This is a genomic window from Pandoraea sp., from assembly GCF_004297875.1.
Lineage (GTDB): Bacteria > Pseudomonadota > Gammaproteobacteria > Burkholderiales > Burkholderiaceae > Pandoraea.
In genome coordinates, this window is record NZ_SCSK01000055.1 from 1 (window position 1) to 20938 (window position 20938).

The following is a 20938-nucleotide window of genomic DNA, read 5'->3' on the forward strand; positions in this document are numbered from 1 at the left end:
CGTCCAGCAGCCCAGCGCTTGCAATGCTTTGCGATCCAGCAATTTATCCTCCGATGACCTTTCCTTGCGTCGTCAGATTATCAACTGCCTTGAAAACCCCACGGTTTTCCGCGATGAACCAAAAAAAAGCCGGCGCAAGCCGGCTTTCGAGTGGTTTTACTACGACTTACTTTTTATTCACTGCGTCCTTGAACGCCTTGCCAGCGGTGAACTTGACGGTCTTGGCCGCCGGAATCTTGATCTCCTCGCCGGTTTTCGGGTTGCGGCCGATGCGTGCGGCACGCTTGCCAGACGAGAACGATCCAAAGCCGACCAGTTGAACGCTTTGACCTTTGGAAACAGCCTTCTTGACGGTCTCCAGCAGCGTGTCGAGCATTTCGCCAGTTTGTGCTTTGCTCGAACCAGTCTTACCTGCGATAGCTTCGATCAATTCCTGTTTGTTCATATTCGTTTTCCTATGAGGTGGTGAATACCGGCGTCAACTCTAACACTTTCGTCTCGCGCAAGGCCAGACGCGGGTGTTGTATCCGCGCACTTGGTTCGGACCCCGCTCGGTCTTCCGAACGATCCGATGTGTCTGGGCGAAGCGCGGCTACGGGACCGCGGTGTTGGCCAGCGGGCCGCATTATAGGCCCTATAACCGCCCGAAAGCCAGTCTGGGCGTGATTTTCGCGCGTTCCAGCGGTCGCCGGGCGAGGCGTCGGGCCGGATTGGGCCGGCCGCCGGGATGCCGGCAGCCGGCGGCACGCCGATCGGATCTATCCGGGAAACTCCCTATCACACCAAACGCTCGTCGCGGCTTACGGTAAAGGCTTCCCGAGAGGTTTTCGAGCCGCCGGCGGGTCGCGGCGCCGCGGATGAGGCAACATGGCTTGTCATCATCGCGTCACGAATCGGCGATAGCATGAAAACGATTTCATTGCGGGCGATGTGAGCCCCATCAGCATTCAATCAAGCGCAAACATGAAGAGCACTCGACTTCCCGGCGTCTGCAAGACCATGCCAGCACCTTGGTGGCGGGGCGAGCGATGAACTCAAGCACGATCAAGCATGTCGCGGAGCATGCCGGCTTCTCGATTGCCACCGTCTCGCGCGCGATGAATGCCCCGCACATGGTGAGTCCGGCGACCTTGGCGAAAATCCATGCGGCGATCGAAGCCCTGTCGTTTCAACCCAATTATCTGGCCCAGCAATTGCGCGCCGGCCGCACTCAGTTGCTGGGCGTGCTGCTGCCGACGCTGGCCAATCCGGTGTTCGCCGAGTGCGTGCAGGGTATCGAGGAAGCTGCCGCGCAAGCCGGCTACCGCCTGCTGCTGATGACCTCGCGCTATGACCCCGAATCCGAGGCGCATGCCGCGCAGACCTTGACCAACCAGCGCGTCGACGGTTTGATCCTGACGGTCGCCGATGCCGCCCAAAGCCCGCTGCTCGACCGGCTCGAGGCCGACGGCATTCCCTATGTGCTGACCTACAACCAAAGCGTGACGCGACCGTCCGTCTCGGTCGACAATCGGGCGGCGGCGGCCGACGCGGTACGCCTGCTGACGGCTCAGGGCCATCGCCGCATTCTCATGCTGACCGGCACGCTCAGCGCATCCGATCGTGCGCGCCAGCGTTATCTGGGCTATTGCGATGCGCTCAAGCAAGCGGGCCTCAAGGCGCTGCCAGCACATGAAATCGACTTCAATGCGCAAGGGTTGCCGGCACGCACGCTGGCTGCGCTGTGTCAGGGGCCGCAACGTCCCAGCGCGATTTTCTGCGGTAACGATCTGCTCGCGATGGTGGCCATGCGCTCCTTGCGCGAGGCAGCGACGGTGGTCCCCGCGCAAATGTCGATCGTCGGCTTCGATGGTTTGCCGGTCGGCGAATTGCTGGCGCCGTCGCTGGCGACGGTCTGCCAGCCGAATTATGAAATTGGTGCGCGAGCCTGGCGGGAGCTGGCATCGCGCATGGGTGGCGCGCCAGCCTCGCGCGCCAAACAACGCCCGGGTGTGATCTTGCCGCATCGCATCCGACCGGGCGATTCGATCGGGGCGCCGTCCTCCTGAAACCGTTGCGCTGCCTCAGCGCCTTTGTTGTCCTCTCCTGGAGAAATCAGCATGAAAAAGATTTTTTCCCGCTTCGTCGCCGCGGCCTCGCTTGCCGCAGCCGGCTTGCTGGGCGGCCACGCAGCCTATGCCCAGAAAGTCGCGATCTGCTACAACTGCCCGCCCGAGTGGGCTGACTGGGCCAGCCAAATCAAGGCGATCAAGGCCGCCACCGGCATCACCGTGCCGTTCGACGACAAGAACTCGGGCCAGGCGCTTGCGCAACTGATCGCCGAGCGCAACAGCCCGGTGGCCGATGTGACCTATCTGGGCGTCTCCTTCGCTATCCTGGCCAAGGAAAAAGGCGTGCTGGAGCCCTACAAGCCGAAGCACTGGGACGAAATTCCGGCCAGCATGAAAGACCCGCAAGGCTACTGGTTCGCGATTCACTCGGGCACCATCGGCTTTTTCGTCAACAAGGACGCGCTCGACGGCAAGCCCGTGCCGCAGTCGTGGGCTGATCTGCTCAAGCCGGAGTATCGCGGCATGGTGGGCTATCTCGACCCGAGCAGCGCCTTCGTCGGCTATGTCGGCGCGGTGGCGGTCAACCAGGCGCTCGGTGGTACGCTCAACAACTTTGCGCCGGCCATTGGCTACTTCAAAAAGCTTAAGAAGAACGAGCCGATCGTGCCGAAACAGACGGCCTACGCGCGCGTGCTCTCGGGCGAAATTCCAATCCTGATCGACTACGATTTCAATGCCTACCGCGCGAAATACAAGGATCACGCCAACGTGGCTTTCGTGATCCCGAAAGAGGGTTCGATTTCGGTGCCGTATGTGATGGGACTGGTCAAGGGCGCGCCGCATCAGGAGAATGCCAGGAAGGTGCTGGATTTCGTCCTGTCGAACCAGGGTCAGGCACTGTGGGCCAATGCCTTCCTGCGGCCGGTGCGTGCCGAGGCGATGAGCAAGCAAGCTGCCGCGAAGTTCCTGCCGGCCAGCGACTATGCACGCGTCAAGCCGGTCGACTTCGCGAAAATGGCCGAGGCGCAGGAAGCTTTCGGCAAGCTGTATCTGAACGATGTGCGCTGAGTTGATGCAACGATGAAACCGATGACACGCGATGCGACGTTGCCGGTGCCCTGGCGTGCCGCGCTGCTCGCGCCAGGGCTGGCCGTGTTCCTGGCTTTCTGGCTCTTGCCGATGGTCTCGCTGGTGCATATGAGCGGCGGCGCCGACTGGCTCGTCACTTATCGCGCATTGTTGAGTAACCCGCGGTACCTGCAAAGCCTGCTGGCCACGGTTTTGTTGTCGCTCGGTGTGACCGCCGTGGCGCTGGTGCTGTCGCTCATCGCGGGGTTGATGCTCACCCGGCATCGGTTTCCTGGCCGCCGCCTGCTGGTGTCCATGCTGACCTTTCCGCTCGCTTTCCCGGGCGTCGTGGTCGGTTTCATGGTCATCATGCTGGCTGGCCGGCAAGGTCTGATCGGCAATATCACGCAAGCGCTGGTCGGACATCGCACGGTATTCGCCTACTCGATGACCGGTCTGTTCATCGGCTATCTTTATTTTTCGGTACCGCGCGTGATTCTGACGATCATGGCCGCGGCCGAGAAGCTCGATCCCGCGCTGGAGGAGGCTGCCCGCTCGCTCGGCGCGTCGGTCTGGCAGATCACTCGCGACGTCGTGCTGCCGGCACTCACGCCGGGCCTGATCGCCTCGGGCGCAGTATGCTTCGCCACCGCCATGGGAGCATTCGGCACGGCCTTTACACTGGCTACCGATATCGACGTGCTGCCCATGACCATCTACACCGAATTCACCCTCAACGCGAACTTTGTCACCGCTGCCGGCTTGAGCGTGATCCTGGGGATCGTCACCTGGGTGGTGCTGGCAATTGCTCGAAGCCTGGGTGGTCAAGCCACTGGCGCGGCGGCCTGAGGAGACTGGCATGAGACGTTTTCTATTTGCCGGCCAGATGACCGTCACGCTGTTGCTCTGCCTGTTCCTGGTGGTGCCGGTGATCATGTCGGTGATGGCCGGCCTGTCGGTCAACTATTTCCGCGGCGTGGCCAGCGGCCTGACGTTGCGCTGGCTGGTGCAAGTGTGGGGCATGTATCACGACGCGATTCTATTGTCGTTTTACGTGGCCGGCGCCACGCTCGCGATCACCTTGCTGGTAGGCGTGCCGGCCGGCTACGTGCTGGCGCGAGCCCCCGGGCGCGTCTCGCGCCTGCTCGAAGAACTGCTGGTGCTGCCGGTCGCGGTGCCGGGACTGGCCAGCGCGCTGGCGCTGCTGGTGGTCTACGGCGGCCTGACCGCATTCCGCGTCAGTCCGTGGTTCATCGTGGTGGGTCACGTGGTATTCACGCTGCCCTTCATGGTGCGCGCGGTGAGCGCCGTGTGCGCCAGCGTCGACCTGAAGACGCTGGAAGAGGGCGCGGCCAGTCTGGGCGCCGGTTTCCTGCGTCGCTTCTTTACGGTGGTGTTACCCAATGTGCGACCCGGCATACTGGCCGGCGCGCTCACTGTGGTCACGCTCTCGATCGGTGAATTCAACCTGACCTGGATGTTGCACACGCCTACCGACAAGACCCTGCCGGTCGGGCTGGCCGATGCGTATGCATCGATGCGCCTGGAAGTAGGCAGCGCCTACACCGTGGTCTTTTTCCTGATGATTATTCCGCTGCTGGTGTTGCTGCAGATGTTCGGTGCCAGCGGTCTCGAACGCTCGCGGCGCCAGTCCGCCCCCACTTTGCGAGAGCCTTGATGAAACTACAGCCGGTACCGATTCGCCTGGTGCAATGCGGCAAGACCTTTGGCCCGCATCGCGTGATGGAACCCGTCGATCTGACCATTGCCGCCGGTGAGACCCTCGTGCTGCTGGGGCCGTCCGGGTGCGGCAAGACCACCACGCTGCGCCTGATCGCGGGGCTCGAGCAGCCTGACGCGGGCGGGCAAGTGATGTTCGGCGACGACGACGTGACGCGCGAGCCCATCGAGAAGCGCCAAGTCGGCATGGTGTTCCAGAGCTACGCGCTGTTCCCGAACATGACGGTGCGCGGCAACATCGGCTACGGCCTGCGCGTGAAGAAGATGCCTGCCGGGCAATTGCGTCAGCGTGTCGACGAAATGCTCACGCTGATGCGGCTGGAAGCGCATGCCGACAAGGCGATCACGCAACTCTCGGGCGGCCAGCGGCAGCGCGTGGCGCTGGCGCGCGCGCTCGCACCGCAGCCGCGCGTACTGTTGCTCGACGAGCCGCTGACCGCGCTCGATGCCAAGCTGCGCGACCTGTTGCGCGCCGAAATGAATACATTGCTGCGCGGACTCGGCATTACCACGGTCTACGTCACGCATGATCAGGCCGAAGCGATGGCGCTGGGCGACCGCATCGTCGTGATGAGCGCCGGGCGCATCGAGCAAATCGGCACGCCGCGCGAGATTTATTACCGTCCGGCCAATCCAACCGTGGCGCAGTTCATTGGCACCATGAACCGCGTCAACGGCGAGTGGCGCGACGGACACTTCATCTGCGCCGGCGGACGCATGCCGCTGCCGCAGGGCAATCCGGCCTGGCGGGAGATCTATTTCCGCCCGGAGGATGCCGTGATCGGCGCGACCGAGGGCGCGCTGCTGGTCGGCCGGGTGGAGAGCGCAGTATTCCTTGGCGAGCGCACACGCCTGACATTGTCGGGGCTGAGCGATACGCCGGTATTGGCCGACGCGCCCGGGCGCGCGGAGCTCGCGCCTGGCGCGCGCGTCGGTGTTACATTGGCTTCGACGGTAGTAATGCCGTTGTCTTGAAGCAGGAGCGGCGATGATTCTCTGCCAGATTTCCGATATGCATATCAAGCGGCCCGGCGAGCGCGCTTATCAGCGCGTCGATACCGCGGCCTATCTGCGGCGCGCTGTGACACATCTGAATCAGTTGTGGCCGCGCCCCGATGCCGTGGTCATGACCGGCGATCTGGTCGATAGCGGCGATCCGCTCGAGTATGCCCACTTGCGCGCCTTGCTGGGCGACCTGCAAATTCCCTACTACTTGAGCGCCGGCAATCACGACAGCCGCGCCGCGCTGCGCGCCGCGTTTCCCGAACACACGTACCTCAGGCAGAACGCCGAATTCGTGCAGTATGCGGTGGACGTCGGCCCGCTGCGCCTGATCGCGCTCGATACGCAGGATTATCCCAATCCGGGCGGCCGCCTGTGCGAGCGCCGCCTGGACTGGCTGTCCGGCCAGTTGGGGGTGGCCGCCGATCGGCCGGTGGTGATCACCATGCACCACCCGCCGTTCCCGACCGGCATCGGCCATATGGACGAAATCGGCATGACCTCGCCCGATCTCGAACGCCTGAGGGACATCGTGCAGCAGTATCCGAACGTCGAACGAATCCTGTGCGGTCATCTGCACCGGCCCATCCACGCGCGCTTTGCCGGCACGATCGCCTCCACCTGTCCGTCGCCGGCGCATCAGGTGGCACTCGATCTGCGCCCCGACGCGCCCTCGGCGTTCATGATGGAGCCGCCCAGTTATCAACTGCATTGGTGGCAGGCAGATACCGGACTCGTTACCCACGCCGGATTTTGCGACCCTTACGAGGGGCCATACCCCTTCCACGACGCCGACGGCAAACTCATCCCGTAGCGGTGTGCCCGGGCAGTCGGGCGCGCCCGAGGCTCGAGCGCGGCGCCGGCTTGACTTGTGTCAAGCCGGCGGAATATTGGCCAAAGGAAAATCATTCTCATCCGAGGTAAAATACCGGGATTCCGTGCCGGGAGCGCCCCGAGAGTGCTGGCAGCGCCCCTAATTTTGATTGAATTCCATGAGCCAACTGAATCAGCAAACCGTGCTTGAAGTCCATCATTGGACCGACACGCTTTTTAGCTTCAAAACCACCCGCGACGACTCCTTTCGCTTTACCAACGGCCAGTTCACCATGATCGGCCTCGAAGTCGAGGGCAAGCCGCTGCTGCGCGCCTACAGCATGGCAAGCGCGAATTACGAGGAAACGCTGGAGTTTCTCAGCATCAAGGTGCAGAACGGGCCGCTGACCTCGCGTCTGCAGCACCTGAAGGTGGGCGACCAGATCTACGTGGGACGCAAGCCGACCGGCACGCTGATCGTCGACAACCTGCTGCCGGGCAAGAACCTGTATCTGCTGAGCACGGGAACCGGCCTGGCGCCGTTCATGAGCATCATCAAGGACCCGGAAGTCTATGAGCGCTACGAGCACGTGGTGCTCACGCACACTTGCCGCTATGTCGACGAGCTGGCCTATCGCGAAATGATCGCGGAAGAATTGCCGAGCCACGAATACCTGGGCGAGCTGGTGCGCGACAAGCTGATCTATTACCCGACCGTCACGCGCGAGGCGTTCGAAAACCAGGGCCGCATCACCGAGCTGATCCAGAGCGGCAAACTGTTCGAGGACGTCGGATTGCCGCCGTTCGACATCGAACGCGACCGCATGATGCTGTGCGGCAGTCCGGAAATGCTCAAGGATACGCGCCACCTGCTCGAGAGCATGGGCTTCGTCGAAGGTCACAACGCGTCGCCCGGGCACTACGTCGTCGAAAAGGCGTTCGTTGGCTGAGTGAGAGCTCGCTGCGGTTATTGATCGACCGGGCTGGCACGAGACCGCGTCACGTCAGCGTGCTGGCCGCAGCCTCGCGCAACGCGCGCACGGCCGGCTCGACCTTGTCGGCCCGGTCTTGCGGCCAGATCACGTAACAGTTGTAGCGCGTCGGAATCGTCACCTGGGTCAACTGCACCAGGCGGCCGTCAGCCAGCGCATCGGCGGCCAGCAGGCGCCGCACCAGGCACACGCCGAGGCCCTGCGCGGCGGCCGCCATCAAATTCGACGCATCGTCGAACACTGCCTGTGCCGACGGCTCCACCGGGAGCAGCCCGGCCGCCTCCAGCCACAGCACCCAGGAGCGCTTGGTGTAATTGAGCAGCGGCAACGTCATCAATTTCTCGGGCGTTAGGTCCTGGCTCACGCGATGTGCCCGCAGCAGCGAAGGCGCGCCGACCGCCAGCACCTGATCGTCGCACAGCTGCACGCTGGGAAAATCCCCCCATTCGCCATAACCGTAGCGCAGCGCCAAATCGAAGCGCTGGGTATCCAATCCATGGGCGCGCGAGGCTGACGTGATCACGATCTGATGATCGGGTAACGCGCGGCCGAGCACGTCGAGCCGTGGAATCAACCAACTCTGAGATAGCTCCGGATCGATATCGAGCAACAACTGGCGCGGCACGCGCGGTTGCTTTATCGCGGCCAGCGAGCGGTCGATCTGCGCAAAGCCCTCGGCCAGCCCGCTGGCGAACAGCTGGCCGGCATCGGTCAACTGAACGCGTCCGCCTTGCCGCGCGAACAGGGGTTGTCCGACATGATCCTCGAGCGTGCGGATCTGCTGGCTGATCGCGCCGTGTGTCAAATCCAGGCGTTTGGCGGCTGCGGTGAAACTGCCGGTGCCAGCTGCCTGGAGAAAGGCCTGCATGGCCTGTAGCGAGGGATAGCGTTTGTGCATGGGTGTTAGTCTGGCTAACCGGCTGTCTCGGAAATTCTGCCTGGCCGCCGTCGCGGTTCGTTCACATAATGACGCAAACCTATACGTAGTACAACGAGCGTGCGGCGCGATGCACCATCCGGTGCGCGGCGACTGCTGCGCCAGGAGACATCATGTTCAAATTTCAGGTCAACGGCGAGGCGCGCGCCGTCGGCGGCATCTCGCCGGAAACGCCATTGCTTTGGGTGCTGCGCGATCATCTGCAACTCAAGGGCGTCAAGTTTGGTTGTGGCGGCGGCTTCTGCGGCGCCTGTACCGTGCATTTGGACGGCCAGCCGGCACGCGCCTGTCAGTTGCCGCTCGCGGCGGTAGCGGGGCGTCACATCACAACCATCGAAGGACTTTCGCCCGACGGCAGCCATCCGCTGCAGCGGGCCTGGGTCGAGTTGGACGTACCGCAATGCGGCTATTGCCAATCGGGGCAATTGATGTCGGCCGCGGCGTTGCTGGCGCAAAATCCGCGACCCACCGATGCCGACATCGATGCGGCGATGAGCGGCAACATCTGCCGCTGCGGCACCTACGGCCGCATCCGTCGTGCAATCCGCCGCGCCGCGCAGGTATCGCCTGACGCCAAAGCGGGGCAGGGGGATTGATATGCGACACGACGACACCTCGCAAGGCCATAGCGCGGCCCGGCGCGCTTTCCTCAAATCCGGCGCCGCACTGGGCGCCGGTCTGGCGGTCGGATTTCGCTGGGGCGATGCCGCCGCTGTCGGCCGCCTGGGTGAGTCCGCTCAGCCCGAAACCACGATTTTCGAGCCGAACGCCTGGGTGCGTATTTTTCCCGACGACACCATCAAGCTCGTGGTAGCCAAGCACGACTCGGGTACCGGCACCCATACCGCGCTGCCGGCGGTGGTCGCCGAAGAACTCGACGTCGACCCGTTCCGGGTGGATGTCATTACACCGGAAAACCCGTTTTTCATCGCCTATATGCATCCCCTCTGGCATGTGTTCTCGACCGGCGGCAGCACCAGCGTGTCGCTCGAATACGCACGCCTGCGCCACGCCGGAGCCACCGCCCGCGCCCTGCTCGTCGCCGCGGCAGCAAAGCGTTGGGGCGTCGCGGCGCAGGCATGCACTACCGACAATGGTCGCGTGCTGCACGCCTCGAGCGGTCGCAGCGCCAGCTACGGGGAACTCGCCGAACAGGCTGCCCGCTTGCCCGCACCGGACAAGGTCACGCTCAAGCGTCCGGCCGATTTCAAATACATCGGACACCTGATGAAAAAGCGGGGCGCATTGGAAAAATCGACCGGGCGCTTTCGCTATAGCATCGATGTCGAGCTGCCCGACATGCTGGTGGCGGTAGTCGAGCATGCGCCGGTGATCAACGCACGGGTGAGGGCGATCGATGCGAGCGCCGCGCTTGCCGTGCCGGGCGTGCGGCGAGTGCTGAAAATTCCTGCCGCGCCGGCGTCGGTGCTCGGCGGCAATCAGGAAGGCGTTGCGGTGCTGGCCGACACATACTGGGCTGCGCAAAGCGCTCGCCAGCGCCTGAAAATCACCTGGGACGATGGCGCATTCAAGCACTTCGACAGCGCCGACTTGGCGCGCCGGCAAGCCGAATTCCTGCGCAGCCCGGCTGCGGAGCCGGTGCGCACGGTGTCGCAAGGCGATGTCGAGCGTGCCTTGCACGGTGCCGGTCGGGTGCTCGAAGCCGAATACGTGATGCCCTATAAGGCGCAGAATCCGCTCGAGCCGATTTGCGTGAGCGCACAGGTCAAGGACGGCACCGTGACATTCTGGGGCGGCCTGCAGGTGCCTACGACGGCGCGCGAAGCGGCGCGGGTGGTGACCGGCATTCCGGCCGAACGCGTGGTGCTGCACGATATGGTCTCAGGTGGCAGTTTTGGCGCACACGAGTCGAAATACTGGCTCTACGAGGTGGTTTATCTGGCGAAGACGGTTGGCCGCCCTGTCAAGCTGATGCACAGCCGGGAAGACGAAATGCGCGCGCTTTATTACCACGCGGCGAGCTATCACAAGTTGCGCGGCGCGCTGGGCGCCAACGGCCAGCTCGACGCGCTGGAGCTGCGCGCGGTTTGCCCCGCGTCGCCGGAGCAATGGGAGCCGGGTTACACCGAGCGCCCCGACAAAATGGATTACAGCACGACCGAGGCAATTTCCAGGTGGGACTTCGCTTACCAGGCGCCCAACCTGGATCTGGCCTGGGTGCGGCACGAGACCGGCGTGCCGACTGGATGGTATCGGGCGGTCAGTTTTATTCCCAATGTATTTGCGCTCGAGAGTTTTATCGACGAGCTCGCTCATGCCGCGGGTATCGATCCGCTCGCGTACCGGCTCGCCCACATGCAGGGCCGGCCACGCCACGTCGAGGTCCTGCGGCAGGCGGCCGAGCGTGCCGGCTGGGGACAGCCGATGCCGGAAGGCACCGCGTTGGGGCTGGCGACGAACCAGGCTTACGGCAGCTATGTGGCGGTAGTCGCGCGCGTCGAGCGGCAAGGCGAGGGGGCGAACACGGCCATCACGGTACGACATCTAACGAGTGTGGTCGATTGCGGGTTGATGGTGTCGCCGGCCGGAGTCGAGGAGCAAATCTACGGAGGGCTGATGTGGGGGCTGGGGCATGCGCTGCTCGATCGTGTCGACATCGAGGGCGGGCGTGTGCGACAAGGCAATTTTGACACTTATCGGGTGATGCGCATGGATGCGATGCCCGAGATCGATATCGTGCTGATCGATGGCGATGTCGACAAGCCCGGCGGCGTGGGGGAATTGTCGAGTCCGTCGGTCGCGCCGGCCGTGGCCAACGCGCTGTTTCGCCTGAGCGGCGTGCGCCAGCGCACGACGCCGCTCAGGCTGGTTTGAGCCACAGGAGCACCGGCTCAGCGATGATGAAGGGATTGCGCCGGCGTGCGCCCCAGGCGCAGCAACAGGCGATTGATCGACAGGAGAAATGGCTTGATTTCCTGAGGCGCGGCGGCGATATCGAGCGGGCGCAGGTCGGATTCGCTGCGCGCGTCGAGTTCGCTCGTCAAGCGATCGACCGATCCCAGCGTTTTCCTTACCGCGAGCACCACCAGGCCCATCAGGACCGGCAGCAGAACGCCGAACGGCATGATAGTGCGCAAGCCGCTGGCCCGCGCGATTTGGGTTCGTCCCTCGGTACGCTGCCCGACGGCGACCCGGTCGCCCGAATCGAGTTGCTTGACGTACAGGCGCCACGAGTGTCCCGCGATGTCGACAGTCTGGAAGCCGTTGGCCAGGTTACGAGGCAGCGGCAGATTGCCGCGATATTGGGGGTTGCCCAGCAACTGTACGATCAACGGTGAATCGGCGCTTGCGCCTGTGCGGGAGAGCACGCCTGCATCGGCGACCGCCAGCCGGTTCGAGTTGATCAGGCGCGCGACCTGGATAAGTTGTTCATCCTGAAACTGGTAGGCCTGTTGGAATGCGTCGAAAAAGGAAAAAAAGCCGGCAATTGCCCCGATCACCAAAATACAACCGGCGATCCAGCTGATCAGCCGGTATTGCAATGAATTTTTCATACGTTGACTGTCGGCGGTTGACGCAAATGAAAATAACCGCCCAACTGGCAGCGATGCCGGCAATGCCTTGATTTTTGCTGGGCGGCTTCCGTGATTATCTGATATTTTCGGCTCGAAAATTCATGTCGTCTTCACGGAGCCGCATTGGCGCAGCAGCCAGACGCGCCAGTGTCGTGCGACGCACCATTCAGGGAGCGTCGCACGGTTTGGCGCAAGCGGCCTAATTGTGCCGATAGGTCACCGGCGCGGCGGCACTGGCAATTTTCGTCGAACTCAAGACATGTTGTGTGCCATGAGGCATTCGAGGGGTTTTCGGGAATACGGTATTGCCTTGATCGAGCAGGCCGTGCTGTTCGGCCTTGACTAGGTGGGCATATACCGTGGCTTGACTCAACGGTGAATTCGAGTGAACCCAGGAAAGCATCGAACCGCCAGGATAGGCATCGCTGGCGAGGGCCGGCAGGGTACCTGCAACGCTGAGCAGGAGAGCCGCGGCAATCGTATATCCGGTTTTCATTTCGACCTCCAAATCAAACTGAAAGGACTGAAGGCGGAGTCGCATTGGCGCCGCGTTCAATCTCAGTCTAGGCGGGGAAACTTAGTTGCCTCTTAGCATGTAGTGCTATTTTCCGATGCTCGAGCCGGGACTCGACACCGCATTGCAGGGCAAGCGAGCGTGGTCGCAGCAAAGGACTGCGGCGACAGGCGTTTCATGCGAGGCCGGGCAAAGGCAAGGCCGAGGAGCGCCGCTTCGACGCAGGTCGACCGGAAAAGATCTTGTTTGGATGACGTGACCGGGCAGGTTTGATCGAGATGCGCTCGCCGGTCGCCTGGAAAGGGCCTTGCGAGCGCGTGGACGGTTCGTTGACCGTCTCAGGGACGATGGCGCGCGCCAGCCGGCAGGGATTGGCCGCTGGCGGGAGCTTGCGCGTGCGCATCAGTTTGCATCGCGTCATGCTTGCTTTGCCACATCTGATTGACCCAGGCCGGCATTGTGGAGCCCGGGTGGTTGGCCTTTGCCATGGCAGGCAAAATGCCCGCCGCGCAAAGCGCGATTGCAGCGATAAACGTGCGTGTGGTTTTCATCCTAATACCCATATATCTGAAGAAAAATTGACTGAAGCACGGTTATTTGCCGTGTTGAATCCAGTCTAGCGCGGGAAACTTAGCCGCTGCTTAGACATTGTTGTGTCGATCGAATGGCAATGCGCGGCGATTTTCCTATACTTTAGCCAAGCGGCTGAGCCGGGGGAATCGCCCTCCGGACGAGATCCGCACGGGTCGTTTGGAGTGTCCGTCATGGCAGTCCCCCAATTTCACTCGCTGCGCATTCGCGAAGTTCGTCCCGAGACCGCCGATTCGGTGACGGTCTCGTTCGAGGTGCCGGACGCCCTGCGTGACGCATATCGCTTCATTCAGGGGCAGTTTGTCACCCTCAAGGTTCACCTCGACGGCCAGGAGACACGCCGCTCGTATTCGATATGTGTCGGCGTGACCGAGTACGAGCGTCACGGCGAGTTGCGCATCGGCATCAAGCGTGTGCGCGGGGGCCGCTTCTCGAATTTCGCATTCGAGACGTTGCAGCCGGGCCACACGATCGACGTCATGACGCCGGATGGGCGATTCTTTACCCATCTGAATGCCGATCATGCCAAGCATTACGTTGCATTTGCCGGCGGCTCCGGCATCACACCGGTGCTGGCGTTGTTGAAAACGACGCTGGAGATCGAAACGACCAGCACATTCAGTCTGATCTACGGTAACCGCAGCGTCGACGCCATCATGTTCCGCGAGGTTCTGGAGGATCTGAAAAACCGGTATTTGAGCCGCTTCGCGCTGTATCACGTGCTGTCGGACGACGTTCAGGATGTCGAACTTTTCAATGGCGTGCTCGATCAAGCGAAATGCGCTGCCTTTCTTGCCACGCTCGAACCCGCCAGCGCCATCGACGAGGCTTTCATCTGCGGGCCCGCGCCGATGATGGATGCCGCCGAAACCGCACTCAAACAGGCAGGCGTGGTGCCCGAGAAAATCCATGTCGAACGGTTCGGCACGCCGCTGCCGCAGGCGGGCGTGCCGCCGATCGAGATCACCGACGATACGCCCGCGGCGGACCTGGAAATCACGATCGACGGCAAGACGCGCAAGCTGCGGTTGCCCTACGACGGCATCAGCCTGCTTGACGTCGGGCTGCGTGCGGGGTTGGCCTTGCCCTACGCCTGCAAGGGCGGTGTGTGCTGCACCTGCCGGGCCAAGGTCACCGAGGGCAGCGTCAAAATGGACAAGAACTACACGCTCGAAGCGCAGGAGGTGAAAGATGGGTTCGTACTGACCTGCCAGTGTCACCCACTGACGGACCGTGTGGCCGTCAGTTACGACGAGCGCTAGCGCGACGCCGTGGGCGTCGGATCCCGCGTTGGTGTTCAGTAGTCCTTGCGGGAAAAATCAAATTGACCGCCGTCGGGAAAAATGAGAATGTTACAAATTGTTGTCGAAGTGATGTGGCGACCGAAGGGGGCGGGCTGCCGCCCCGATTTTTAAAACAATAACCGACAAGGTATCTGGGAGGATATTATGTCCAAAAAATTGGCCCTCGCATTGGCCACTGGGCTGGTGTGCGCGGCAGGCGCCGCGCGAGCCGATGAAGCGATTCTTCGTGCCAACAATCAAGTCTCGCTGTGGGTCGGCGGGCACCATCTCAATTATCACGAAACCGATACGAACAATATCTCCGGGCTGGTGGGGCCGGGCGGGCAACTCGATTCCGAACATGGCACCCAGGCGGCATTCGGCGGCGGCCTGACGCGTCAGGGCAGTCTGTTCGGCCTGAAGAACATATATACCAGCCTGTCGCTCGATTACTCTCACGGCAATACCGACTACCAGGGCTATCTCGTCAATAACAGCACGCATACCGCTGTGCCCTATTCGTCGACCACGCGCAATACCACGGTCGACGTCAACCTGAAGGTCGGTCCGGCATTTGCGCTGGGAGCGCAATCCCGGGCGCAGCTCGTGCCCTACGTCACCTACGGCTACCATAACTGGGTCCGCGATCTGGCCCAGCCCTACGGCGACAGGGAAACCTACAGCCATCAATATCTTGGCGTCGGGGTGTTGGGGCAATACTCGTTCACCCCCAAGCTGGTCGGCAGCGCCGACCTGAGCGTGGCCAGGACGATCAATCCGCGGCTTACCACCGGCTCGGCCGGCGATTTCAGCCTCGGCAGCAAGGCCCAGACCTCGCTGAGCGTCGGCTTGGACTATGCGGTGACGCCGCGCCTGCACGCCAGCGCGAGCTACCGCGCCACCGAGTTCAAGTATGGCCAGTCGCCGGTCGGCGTGTATTTCGAACCGGATTCGAAAACCATTGAACAACGCTTCCTGGTCGGCCTGGGCTACTCGTTCTGAACGATTGCCGTCGGTCGGCGCGTCGGTCCTGGCGTCAGTTCGATCCGACCACCGATAGCCACGGCGCGCCTGCGACGGCGGCTCTGCCGCCTGCCTGGCGCGGGTAGGCGACCACCGGACCGTCGACCCAGACCCAGACGCGCGCGCCGACTGCCGGCAGCGCCTGGCCATCCACGCGCGCCGCGATATGTTCGCCGCTGGCCGGCAACACCAGTTGCACGTTCGCATCGGCACCGAGAAACGTGACGTCCTCGACGCGCGCTTCGACCGCACCGGTACGATGCTGCGCCGTCATCAGGCGGATCTGTTCGGGGCGCACCAGCACGTCAGCCGGGCCTTGCGCGGTGGGGGCGGCGAGTGGCAAGTGACCCAGGGTGCAAACGGCTTCCTGGCCGACCACAATGCTCTCCAGCAGCACGGCCTCGCCAACGAAGCGCGCCAGTTCGCGGGACGCGGGCGCTCGGTAGAGCGTTTGCGGCGTTGCCACCTGGGCCAGTTTGCCCTGCCACAGCACGGCCACCCGATCGCCCATCGACAAGGCTTCGCCCTGGTCATGCGTGACCAGCACTGCCGTGGCCCCGGCTGCCTTGAGCGCGTGTGCCACGGCTTGCCGCGTTTCGCTGCGCAGCGCCGCATCGAGCGCCGAGAACGGTTCGTCGAGCAATACCACCGACGGCGATAATGCGAGCGCGCGGGCCAGCGCCACGCGCTGCTGCTCGCCTCCCGACAAGTGTTGCGGCGGGCGCGTGGCATAGGCGGCGGGCAGGCCCACCATTTCCAGCAATTCATCGACCCGGTGCCGGGCTCGCCGCTGGGCGCGCGGCATGCCGAAAACGATATTGTCGGCCACCGACAGATGGGGGAACAGCGCGCCTTCCTGCGGCACGTAACCGATGTGGCGCTGCTCTGGCGGTACATGCAGGCCCGGCGCCGATACCGTACGCTCGCCGATCACAATGGTGCCGGCCTCGGCACGCTCGAAGCCGCACAGCAGCCGCAGCAGCGTGGTCTTGCCGCTGCCGGACGGACCCAGGATGGCCATCAGACTGCCGCCGGCAATCCACAGATCGAAGTCGCGCAATACCGGTTGACCCTCGAAACTCTTGCTCAAACCGTCAATCTTCAATTCGCTCACGACGACTCTCCCAATACGGCCGACTTGCCGAGCAGTGACATCAACAACCAGGAACCGCCAAGCGAGATCCCGACCAGCAGGGCTGCGTAGGGGGCTGCTGCGGCGAACGCCAGCGTCGATGTATCGACCCATACTTGCGTGGCCAGCGTCTGCGTGCCGATCGGTGCCAGCAGCAAGGTGGTGGTCAGTTCGGTGACCACCGAGATAAACACGAGCGCGGCTGCCGCACCCAGGCCCGGGCCAATCAGCGGCAGGAGCACGCGTCGCGCCACCTGGTGCCAACGCAAGCCGAGCGAGCGGGCGACGTCCTCCAGGCGCGGCTGCACCTGCGTCAGGGCGGCGCGCACGCCGACCAACGCCAGCGGCAGAAACAGGATCGCGTAGGTCACGATGAGCAGCAGCGTGCTCTGGTACAGCGGCAACAGCACGCGCACCGCGAGCGAGACGATGGCCAGCGCCAGCACGATGCCGGGCATGCCTTGCGAGAGATAGGCGGTGCGCTCGAGCAGCACCGCGAAACGGCCGGGAAAGCGAACCAGCAGGAAACTCAGCGGCAGCGCCAGGAGCGTGGTGAGCAGGGCGCCGGCCAGGCCGAAGCGCAGCGATGCCAGTGTCGCGCCGAGCAGGTCTTGCCATGAATTGTCGGTCGGCGAAATGGCCGCCGAGTTGTGCTGCGTGAGCCAGTAGCCGGTCATGCCCAGTGGCACGCCGAGCGTTATCAGCACCAGTGCCGCGCACAGCGCTACCACCAGCCAGCGCGCGGCGCCCAGATCGTAGCGCGTCACGGCACGCCGCACGCCGCGGCCGGCGCGATCGTAACGAGTGGCGCCGCGGACCCGCCATTCGGCCACCAGACAGACCAGGCACAAGGCAAGCAGCAGGCAGGCCAGCATGGCCGCGCCCAGTCCGTCGAAGCCGGCCCGGTATTCAGCGTAAATTTCTGTGGTGAAAGTGCGAAAACGCAACAGCGCAAAGGCACCGAATTCGGCCAGCACCCCGAGCGCGACCATCAGCATGCCGCCCAGCAATGCCGGCCGCAGTTGCGGCAGAACCACGCGCAGGAAGCAGCGCCACGCGCCGCACCCGAGCGAGCGCGCAGTCTCTTCCAGGCTGGGATCGAGCCCGCGCAGAGCCGCTGCCACCGGCAGCATCACCAGTGGATAGTAGGCGCTGGTGACCACCAGCAGCGCGCCGGCAAAGTCCTGCAGCGACTGACTCAGCGACACCCAGGCGTAGCTGGTGATGAAAGCCGGCACCGCGAGCGGGGCGGCCAGCAACACTGCCCAGATGCGCCGGCCAGGCAAAAGCGTTCGTTCGACGAACCATGCAGCGGCGGTGCCCACGATGGCGCTCAGGACCGTGGCAGCCATGACGATGGTCAGGGTGTTTACCAGCAGCTCGCCCACCAGCGGCCGCCATAGCAATTCAATTGCTTGCGCGCGGCCGGCGCGCATGGCCTGCGCGACGATGAACAGCAATGGCACCAGTACGAGCGACGCGCTGAGCGTGGCGACCGCCAACAGGCCGCGCGGCGCGCGGCGCATGCCGCCGGCCGCTTGGGCGGTCTCGAACGCGGTGCCAGGCAGTGCGCTCATCAGAGCAAGCCGGCCTGCCGCAGCAGCTTGCCAGCCTCGCTATCATCGCCCAGTTTCTCGACGCTGAGCGCAGGCGGCTGCAGTTGCGCGAACGGCTTGAGCAACGGGTCGGGCGACACGCCCGGGCGCAGCGGATATTCGAAATCGATCCGGCTCTTGGCCATCAGTTCCTGTCCGCGCCGGCTAACAAGATAAGCGACGAACTTTTGGGCAAGCGCAGGCTGGTGCGAACTCTTGAGCACGGCCGCGCCAGAGACGTTGATCAGTGCGCCGACATCGCCGTGACCAAAATGATAGATCTGACTGTGGGTGCCCTTGTCGCCAAGTTCGGTATGCAGGCGCGCCCAATAGTAGCTGTTGATAATGCCGGTGGCGACAGCGCCACGATTGACCGCGGCCACCACTCCCTCGTCGTCGTCGAAGAGTTGCGCGTTGGCCTTCAGGCCCTTGAGCCAGTCGAGCGCGGCGGCCTGCCCCTTGAGCGCCACCACGGCGCTGACCAGCGGCAGGAAGTCGGCGTCGGTGGGGGCGATGGCCACCTTGCCCTTCCACGCGGGTTTGGCCAGATCCATCAGGGAGGCTGGCATCTGCGCAGGCTTGATCAACGCCGGGTTATAGGCCAGCACGTTCTCGCGCGCGAGAACGCCGACCCACTCGTTTTGCGCCGAACTGTAGCGAGCCGGCACGGCCTGCATGGTGGCGGGGTCCAGCTTGGCCAGCAGTCCTTTTTCCTGCAGACGCATCAACTCCGGCGAATTCTCCGTGAAATACACGTCGGCTGGCGAATGCGATCCCTCGGCCAGCAGTTGCGATGCGATTTCAGGCCCTTCACCACTGTGAATGCGTACGGCGACACCCGATGCCTTTTCGAAGTCCGCGGCCAGCAATTTGACCAACTGTTCGTGCTGGGCGCTATATAGCGTGAGCGTCGGCGCGGCATGCGCGGCGCCAACGGAGCTCAGCGCGACGCCGGCGCTCAGAATGCCCAGCCGGGCGGTGCGGGTAAAAGACGCCAGCTTGCGCGCCAGCCAATGACTACTCATGACAAACCTCCATCGAACACCATCACTGTGATGCCGCGGCGCGGCGCCGCTTCTGATTCCGGCGCCGCGCGCAGCGTAAATCCCGGCTCAAAAGGCGATACTGGTGCGCACACCCACGACGAAGGTGTTGCCGATTTTCTGCGTCGGGTTGTTCGGATCGACGATGCCGCCACCTACGTTGAAGGTGTATTGCGCATCGGCCTGCAGTTGCCACCACGGCGCGACCTGGTACTGGTAAGTCGCCTCGACGAATGTCTCGTCGCTGCGCACTGGCGAAAAGCCCCCGTTGATGCTCGCCGTGGCCCGGTCGAGCGCGACCGCGTGGTTGCCGACCTTGGCATACCCCACGCCGATGCCGGCGCTGTCGTTGTCGCGTCCGGGCAGCGGCGCATGCATCACCAGGCCGGCGTTGGCGCTGAAGCTGATCGGATTGCGATCGCCCGGCGCGCCCATCACGCGGGTGAAGAAATTCACCGAGCGCGCGCTGGTCGGACTCTCGCGCCAGATCATCTGGTCGACGATCCCATAGAGGCTGTAGTTGCCCCGGTGCGCATAGCCGATGCCGTTGCTTTGCGGGCTGGCCAGCGACACGCCGTTGGTGTCGAAGCCCTGGTCGGCGAAGCGGTTGGTGTTATACCACACGCCTATTTTGTAGACCCCTGGCAATCCGCTCGAGGCGCCGCCGTCGGCCGGATTCAGGTTGTATTGCAGCTCGCCGATCCACAGCGCGCCGTTATGCAGGTTGAATTTGGTGCCGGAGCCGTCGATTTTCTGGGAGTCCTGGCTGGGTGTCGCGCCAGTGGAGTTGCCGTCGAATACGCCCGCCAACGCGGTCAGGTTGTTCGCCAGCTTGTAGCTCACACGCACGCCGAGCGCCGAGAGCGGATAGGCTGGCCCGCCCGAGGGCATGTCGTAGGACGGCACGGTGGGCCAGCCGAACATGGTGTTGACGAACAGGCCAAGACTCGGACTGTTCATGAATTCCTGATCCAGGCTTTGCTGGCCGACGCGGATGCTCATGCGGTCATTCAGTAACGACTGCTGATACCACAGCTCCCACAACCGCGTCGTGTCATCCGCCTCGATGCCGCTGGCGGTCTGGATACTGCCGAGGTAATTCGGGCTGAGATTGCGTCCGTGAATCTGCAGCGCGCTGATGTTGAAGGTGCCCCCGGCCCAGCCGAAGGCCTTCTGCGTATCGACCTGCACGGTCGCCGTGGTGAGACCATCGTAGGTGCCGCCGCGCCGGATGCCACCGCGCAAATTGTTCAGGTATTCGCTGGTCTCGTTCAGGCTGAAAGTCACGCCGTATCGGGCCAGCGCGGGGCGGATGCCCCACATGTCGCCCAGCAGCGTCTGGCGCGTCCAGAGATCGTTCTGTGCGGGCGCGCTTGCGTTGCCGGTGTCCGCCGCATGGGCGAGCAGGGGGCTTGCCAAGGTGCCGGCCCATACCCCGCTCAAAATGATCTTGCGCAACATCCCCGCGTGAAGCGATAGCCGGTTCAGAGGCTTATCGAAGGTCATCAGTGAAATTTCCTTTCGTTGAGTCATTAACGGCGCGCCATGAGTTTATCTGCGGGGACATTGTGAGCGCACGGGCAAACCGCGAAATCAATGTAAATGTAAATGAGATTGA

General features: G+C 63.4%; 19 protein-coding genes. 11 read left to right on the plus strand and 8 right to left on the minus strand.

Annotated elements, in window-relative coordinates:
• Positions 1-166: 166 nt before the first annotated feature.
• Entirely contained in the window at positions 167-445 is a 279-nt protein-coding gene (locus EPN80_RS16675; RefSeq protein ID WP_047213980.1) for an HU family DNA-binding protein, read from the minus strand.
• 583 nt (positions 446-1028) lie between these two features.
• Between EPN80_RS16675 and EPN80_RS16680 the strand changes: the two genes are divergently transcribed.
• The 7 genes from EPN80_RS16680 (at position 1029) to EPN80_RS16710 (ending at position 7624) form a co-directional block, all read left to right on the plus strand.
• The gene (locus EPN80_RS16680; protein WP_293029796.1) at positions 1029-2048 is read left to right on the plus strand and encodes a LacI family DNA-binding transcriptional regulator; all 1020 of its coding nucleotides are present in this window, start codon (positions 1029-1031) and stop codon (positions 2046-2048) included.
• Between the two features lie 51 nt (positions 2049-2099).
• Positions 2100-3119 carry an ABC transporter substrate-binding protein gene (locus tag EPN80_RS16685; RefSeq protein ID WP_293029800.1) on the plus strand — a complete coding sequence of 340 codons (1020 nt, stop codon included), beginning with the start codon at positions 2100-2102 and terminating at the stop codon, positions 3117-3119.
• A 21-nt stretch (positions 3120-3140) separates the two neighbouring features.
• Positions 3141-3968, plus strand: coding sequence for an ABC transporter permease (locus EPN80_RS16690; RefSeq protein ID WP_293029900.1), 828 nt, complete (start codon positions 3141-3143; stop codon positions 3966-3968).
• Positions 3969-3978: 10 nt separating this feature from the next.
• Positions 3979-4797, plus strand: coding sequence for an ABC transporter permease (locus EPN80_RS16695; protein WP_293029803.1), 819 nt, complete (start codon positions 3979-3981; stop codon positions 4795-4797).
• On the plus strand, positions 4797-5834 hold the full coding sequence (locus EPN80_RS16700; protein WP_293029806.1) for an ABC transporter ATP-binding protein: 1038 nt from the start codon (positions 4797-4799) through the stop codon (positions 5832-5834). Before EPN80_RS16695 ends, EPN80_RS16700 begins: the two co-directional genes overlap by 1 nt.
• A gap of 13 nt (positions 5835-5847) precedes the next feature.
• Positions 5848-6675 (plus strand): phosphodiesterase, encoded by an 828-nt coding sequence (locus tag EPN80_RS16705; protein WP_293029809.1) that lies wholly within the window; start codon positions 5848-5850, stop codon positions 6673-6675.
• Positions 6676-6853: 178 nt separating this feature from the next.
• Positions 6854-7624, plus strand: a complete 771-nt coding sequence (locus tag EPN80_RS16710) for a ferredoxin--NADP reductase (protein WP_293029812.1) — start codon at positions 6854-6856, stop codon at positions 7622-7624.
• A 49-nt stretch (positions 7625-7673) separates the two neighbouring features.
• Here EPN80_RS16710 and EPN80_RS16715 read toward each other — a convergent pair whose 3' ends face one another.
• Complete coding sequence (locus tag EPN80_RS16715; protein WP_293029814.1) at positions 7674-8564, minus strand: LysR substrate-binding domain-containing protein; 891 nt, start codon at positions 8562-8564, stop codon at positions 7674-7676.
• 152 nt (positions 8565-8716) lie between these two features.
• Here EPN80_RS16715 and EPN80_RS16720 point away from each other — a divergent pair, with 152 nt between their 5' ends.
• A complete protein-coding gene (locus EPN80_RS16720; protein WP_293029817.1) occupies positions 8717-9199 on the plus strand; it encodes a (2Fe-2S)-binding protein in 483 nt (160 codons plus the stop codon).
• Between the two features lies 1 nt (position 9200).
• Positions 9201-11438, plus strand: a complete 2238-nt coding sequence (locus EPN80_RS16725) for a molybdopterin cofactor-binding domain-containing protein (RefSeq protein WP_293029820.1) — start codon at positions 9201-9203, stop codon at positions 11436-11438.
• Positions 11439-11455: 17 nt separating this feature from the next.
• On the opposite strand, the gene EPN80_RS16730 is transcribed toward EPN80_RS16725, so the two are convergent.
• A complete protein-coding gene (locus EPN80_RS16730) occupies positions 11456-12118 on the minus strand; it encodes a hypothetical protein (RefSeq protein ID WP_293029823.1) in 663 nt (220 codons plus the stop codon).
• Positions 12119-12338: 220 nt separating this feature from the next.
• The gene (locus EPN80_RS16735; protein ID WP_293029826.1) at positions 12339-12635 is read right to left on the minus strand and encodes a DUF4148 domain-containing protein; all 297 of its coding nucleotides are present in this window, start codon (positions 12633-12635) and stop codon (positions 12339-12341) included.
• Positions 12636-13417: 782 nt separating this feature from the next.
• On the opposite strand from EPN80_RS16735, the gene paaE reads away from it, so the two are divergent.
• Both paaE and EPN80_RS16745 read left to right on the plus strand, forming a co-directional pair.
• A complete protein-coding gene (gene paaE / locus EPN80_RS16740; RefSeq protein WP_293029829.1) occupies positions 13418-14506 on the plus strand; it encodes a 1,2-phenylacetyl-CoA epoxidase subunit PaaE in 1089 nt (362 codons plus the stop codon).
• A gap of 186 nt (positions 14507-14692) precedes the next feature.
• Entirely contained in the window at positions 14693-15529 is an 837-nt protein-coding gene (locus EPN80_RS16745; RefSeq protein WP_293029832.1) for an outer membrane beta-barrel protein, read from the plus strand.
• A 34-nt stretch (positions 15530-15563) separates the two neighbouring features.
• Here EPN80_RS16745 and EPN80_RS16750 read toward each other — a convergent pair whose 3' ends face one another.
• From EPN80_RS16750 to EPN80_RS16765, 4 genes are all read right to left on the minus strand, one after another.
• On the minus strand, positions 15564-16664 hold the full coding sequence (locus tag EPN80_RS16750; RefSeq protein WP_293029835.1) for an ABC transporter ATP-binding protein: 1101 nt from the start codon (positions 16662-16664) through the stop codon (positions 15564-15566).
• Positions 16661-18259, minus strand: a complete 1599-nt coding sequence (locus EPN80_RS16755) for an iron ABC transporter permease (RefSeq protein ID WP_293029838.1) — start codon at positions 18257-18259, stop codon at positions 16661-16663. Before EPN80_RS16755 ends, EPN80_RS16750 begins: the two co-directional genes overlap by 4 nt.
• Entirely contained in the window at positions 18259-19302 is a 1044-nt protein-coding gene (locus tag EPN80_RS16760; protein ID WP_293029841.1) for an iron ABC transporter substrate-binding protein, read from the minus strand. Before EPN80_RS16760 ends, EPN80_RS16755 begins: the two co-directional genes overlap by 1 nt.
• An 87-nt stretch (positions 19303-19389) precedes the next feature.
• Positions 19390-20826: a carbohydrate porin gene (locus EPN80_RS16765; RefSeq protein WP_293029843.1), complete on the minus strand. Its 1437-nt coding sequence runs from the start codon at positions 20824-20826 to the stop codon at positions 19390-19392.
• Between the last annotated feature and the right edge of the window lie 112 nt (positions 20827-20938).

Excerpts from the sequence above, each read along its gene's own strand:
- EPN80_RS16675 (WP_047213980.1), bottom strand. The coding sequence starts at position 445 with ATGAACAAACAGGAATTGATCGAAGCTATCGCAGGTAAGACTGGTTCG.
- EPN80_RS16685 (WP_293029800.1), top strand. The coding sequence starts at position 2,100 with ATGAAAAAGATTTTTTCCCGCTTCGTCGCCGCGGCCTCGCTTGCCGCA.
- paaE (WP_293029829.1), top strand. The coding sequence starts at position 13,418 with ATGGCAGTCCCCCAATTTCACTCGCTGCGCATTCGCGAAGTTCGTCCC.
- EPN80_RS16710 (WP_293029812.1), top strand. The coding sequence starts at position 6,854 with ATGAGCCAACTGAATCAGCAAACCGTGCTTGAAGTCCATCATTGGACC.
- EPN80_RS16715 (WP_293029814.1), bottom strand. The coding sequence starts at position 8,564 with ATGCACAAACGCTATCCCTCGCTACAGGCCATGCAGGCCTTTCTCCAG.
- EPN80_RS16720 (WP_293029817.1), top strand. The coding sequence starts at position 8,717 with ATGTTCAAATTTCAGGTCAACGGCGAGGCGCGCGCCGTCGGCGGCATC.
- EPN80_RS16730 (WP_293029823.1), bottom strand. The coding sequence starts at position 12,118 with ATGAAAAATTCATTGCAATACCGGCTGATCAGCTGGATCGCCGGTTGT.
- EPN80_RS16745 (WP_293029832.1), top strand. The coding sequence starts at position 14,693 with ATGTCCAAAAAATTGGCCCTCGCATTGGCCACTGGGCTGGTGTGCGCG.
- EPN80_RS16690 (WP_293029900.1), top strand. The coding sequence starts at position 3,141 with ATGACACGCGATGCGACGTTGCCGGTGCCCTGGCGTGCCGCGCTGCTC.
- EPN80_RS16755 (WP_293029838.1), bottom strand. The coding sequence starts at position 18,259 with ATGAGCGCACTGCCTGGCACCGCGTTCGAGACCGCCCAAGCGGCCGGC.
- EPN80_RS16695 (WP_293029803.1), top strand. The coding sequence starts at position 3,979 with ATGAGACGTTTTCTATTTGCCGGCCAGATGACCGTCACGCTGTTGCTC.
- EPN80_RS16725 (WP_293029820.1), top strand. The coding sequence starts at position 9,201 with ATGCGACACGACGACACCTCGCAAGGCCATAGCGCGGCCCGGCGCGCT.
- EPN80_RS16705 (WP_293029809.1), top strand. The coding sequence starts at position 5,848 with ATGATTCTCTGCCAGATTTCCGATATGCATATCAAGCGGCCCGGCGAG.
- EPN80_RS16680 (WP_293029796.1), top strand. The coding sequence starts at position 1,029 with ATGAACTCAAGCACGATCAAGCATGTCGCGGAGCATGCCGGCTTCTCG.
- EPN80_RS16765 (WP_293029843.1), bottom strand. The coding sequence starts at position 20,826 with ATGACCTTCGATAAGCCTCTGAACCGGCTATCGCTTCACGCGGGGATG.
- EPN80_RS16735 (WP_293029826.1), bottom strand. The coding sequence starts at position 12,635 with ATGAAAACCGGATATACGATTGCCGCGGCTCTCCTGCTCAGCGTTGCA.
- EPN80_RS16700 (WP_293029806.1), top strand. The coding sequence starts at position 4,797 with ATGAAACTACAGCCGGTACCGATTCGCCTGGTGCAATGCGGCAAGACC.
- EPN80_RS16760 (WP_293029841.1), bottom strand. The coding sequence starts at position 19,302 with ATGAGTAGTCATTGGCTGGCGCGCAAGCTGGCGTCTTTTACCCGCACC.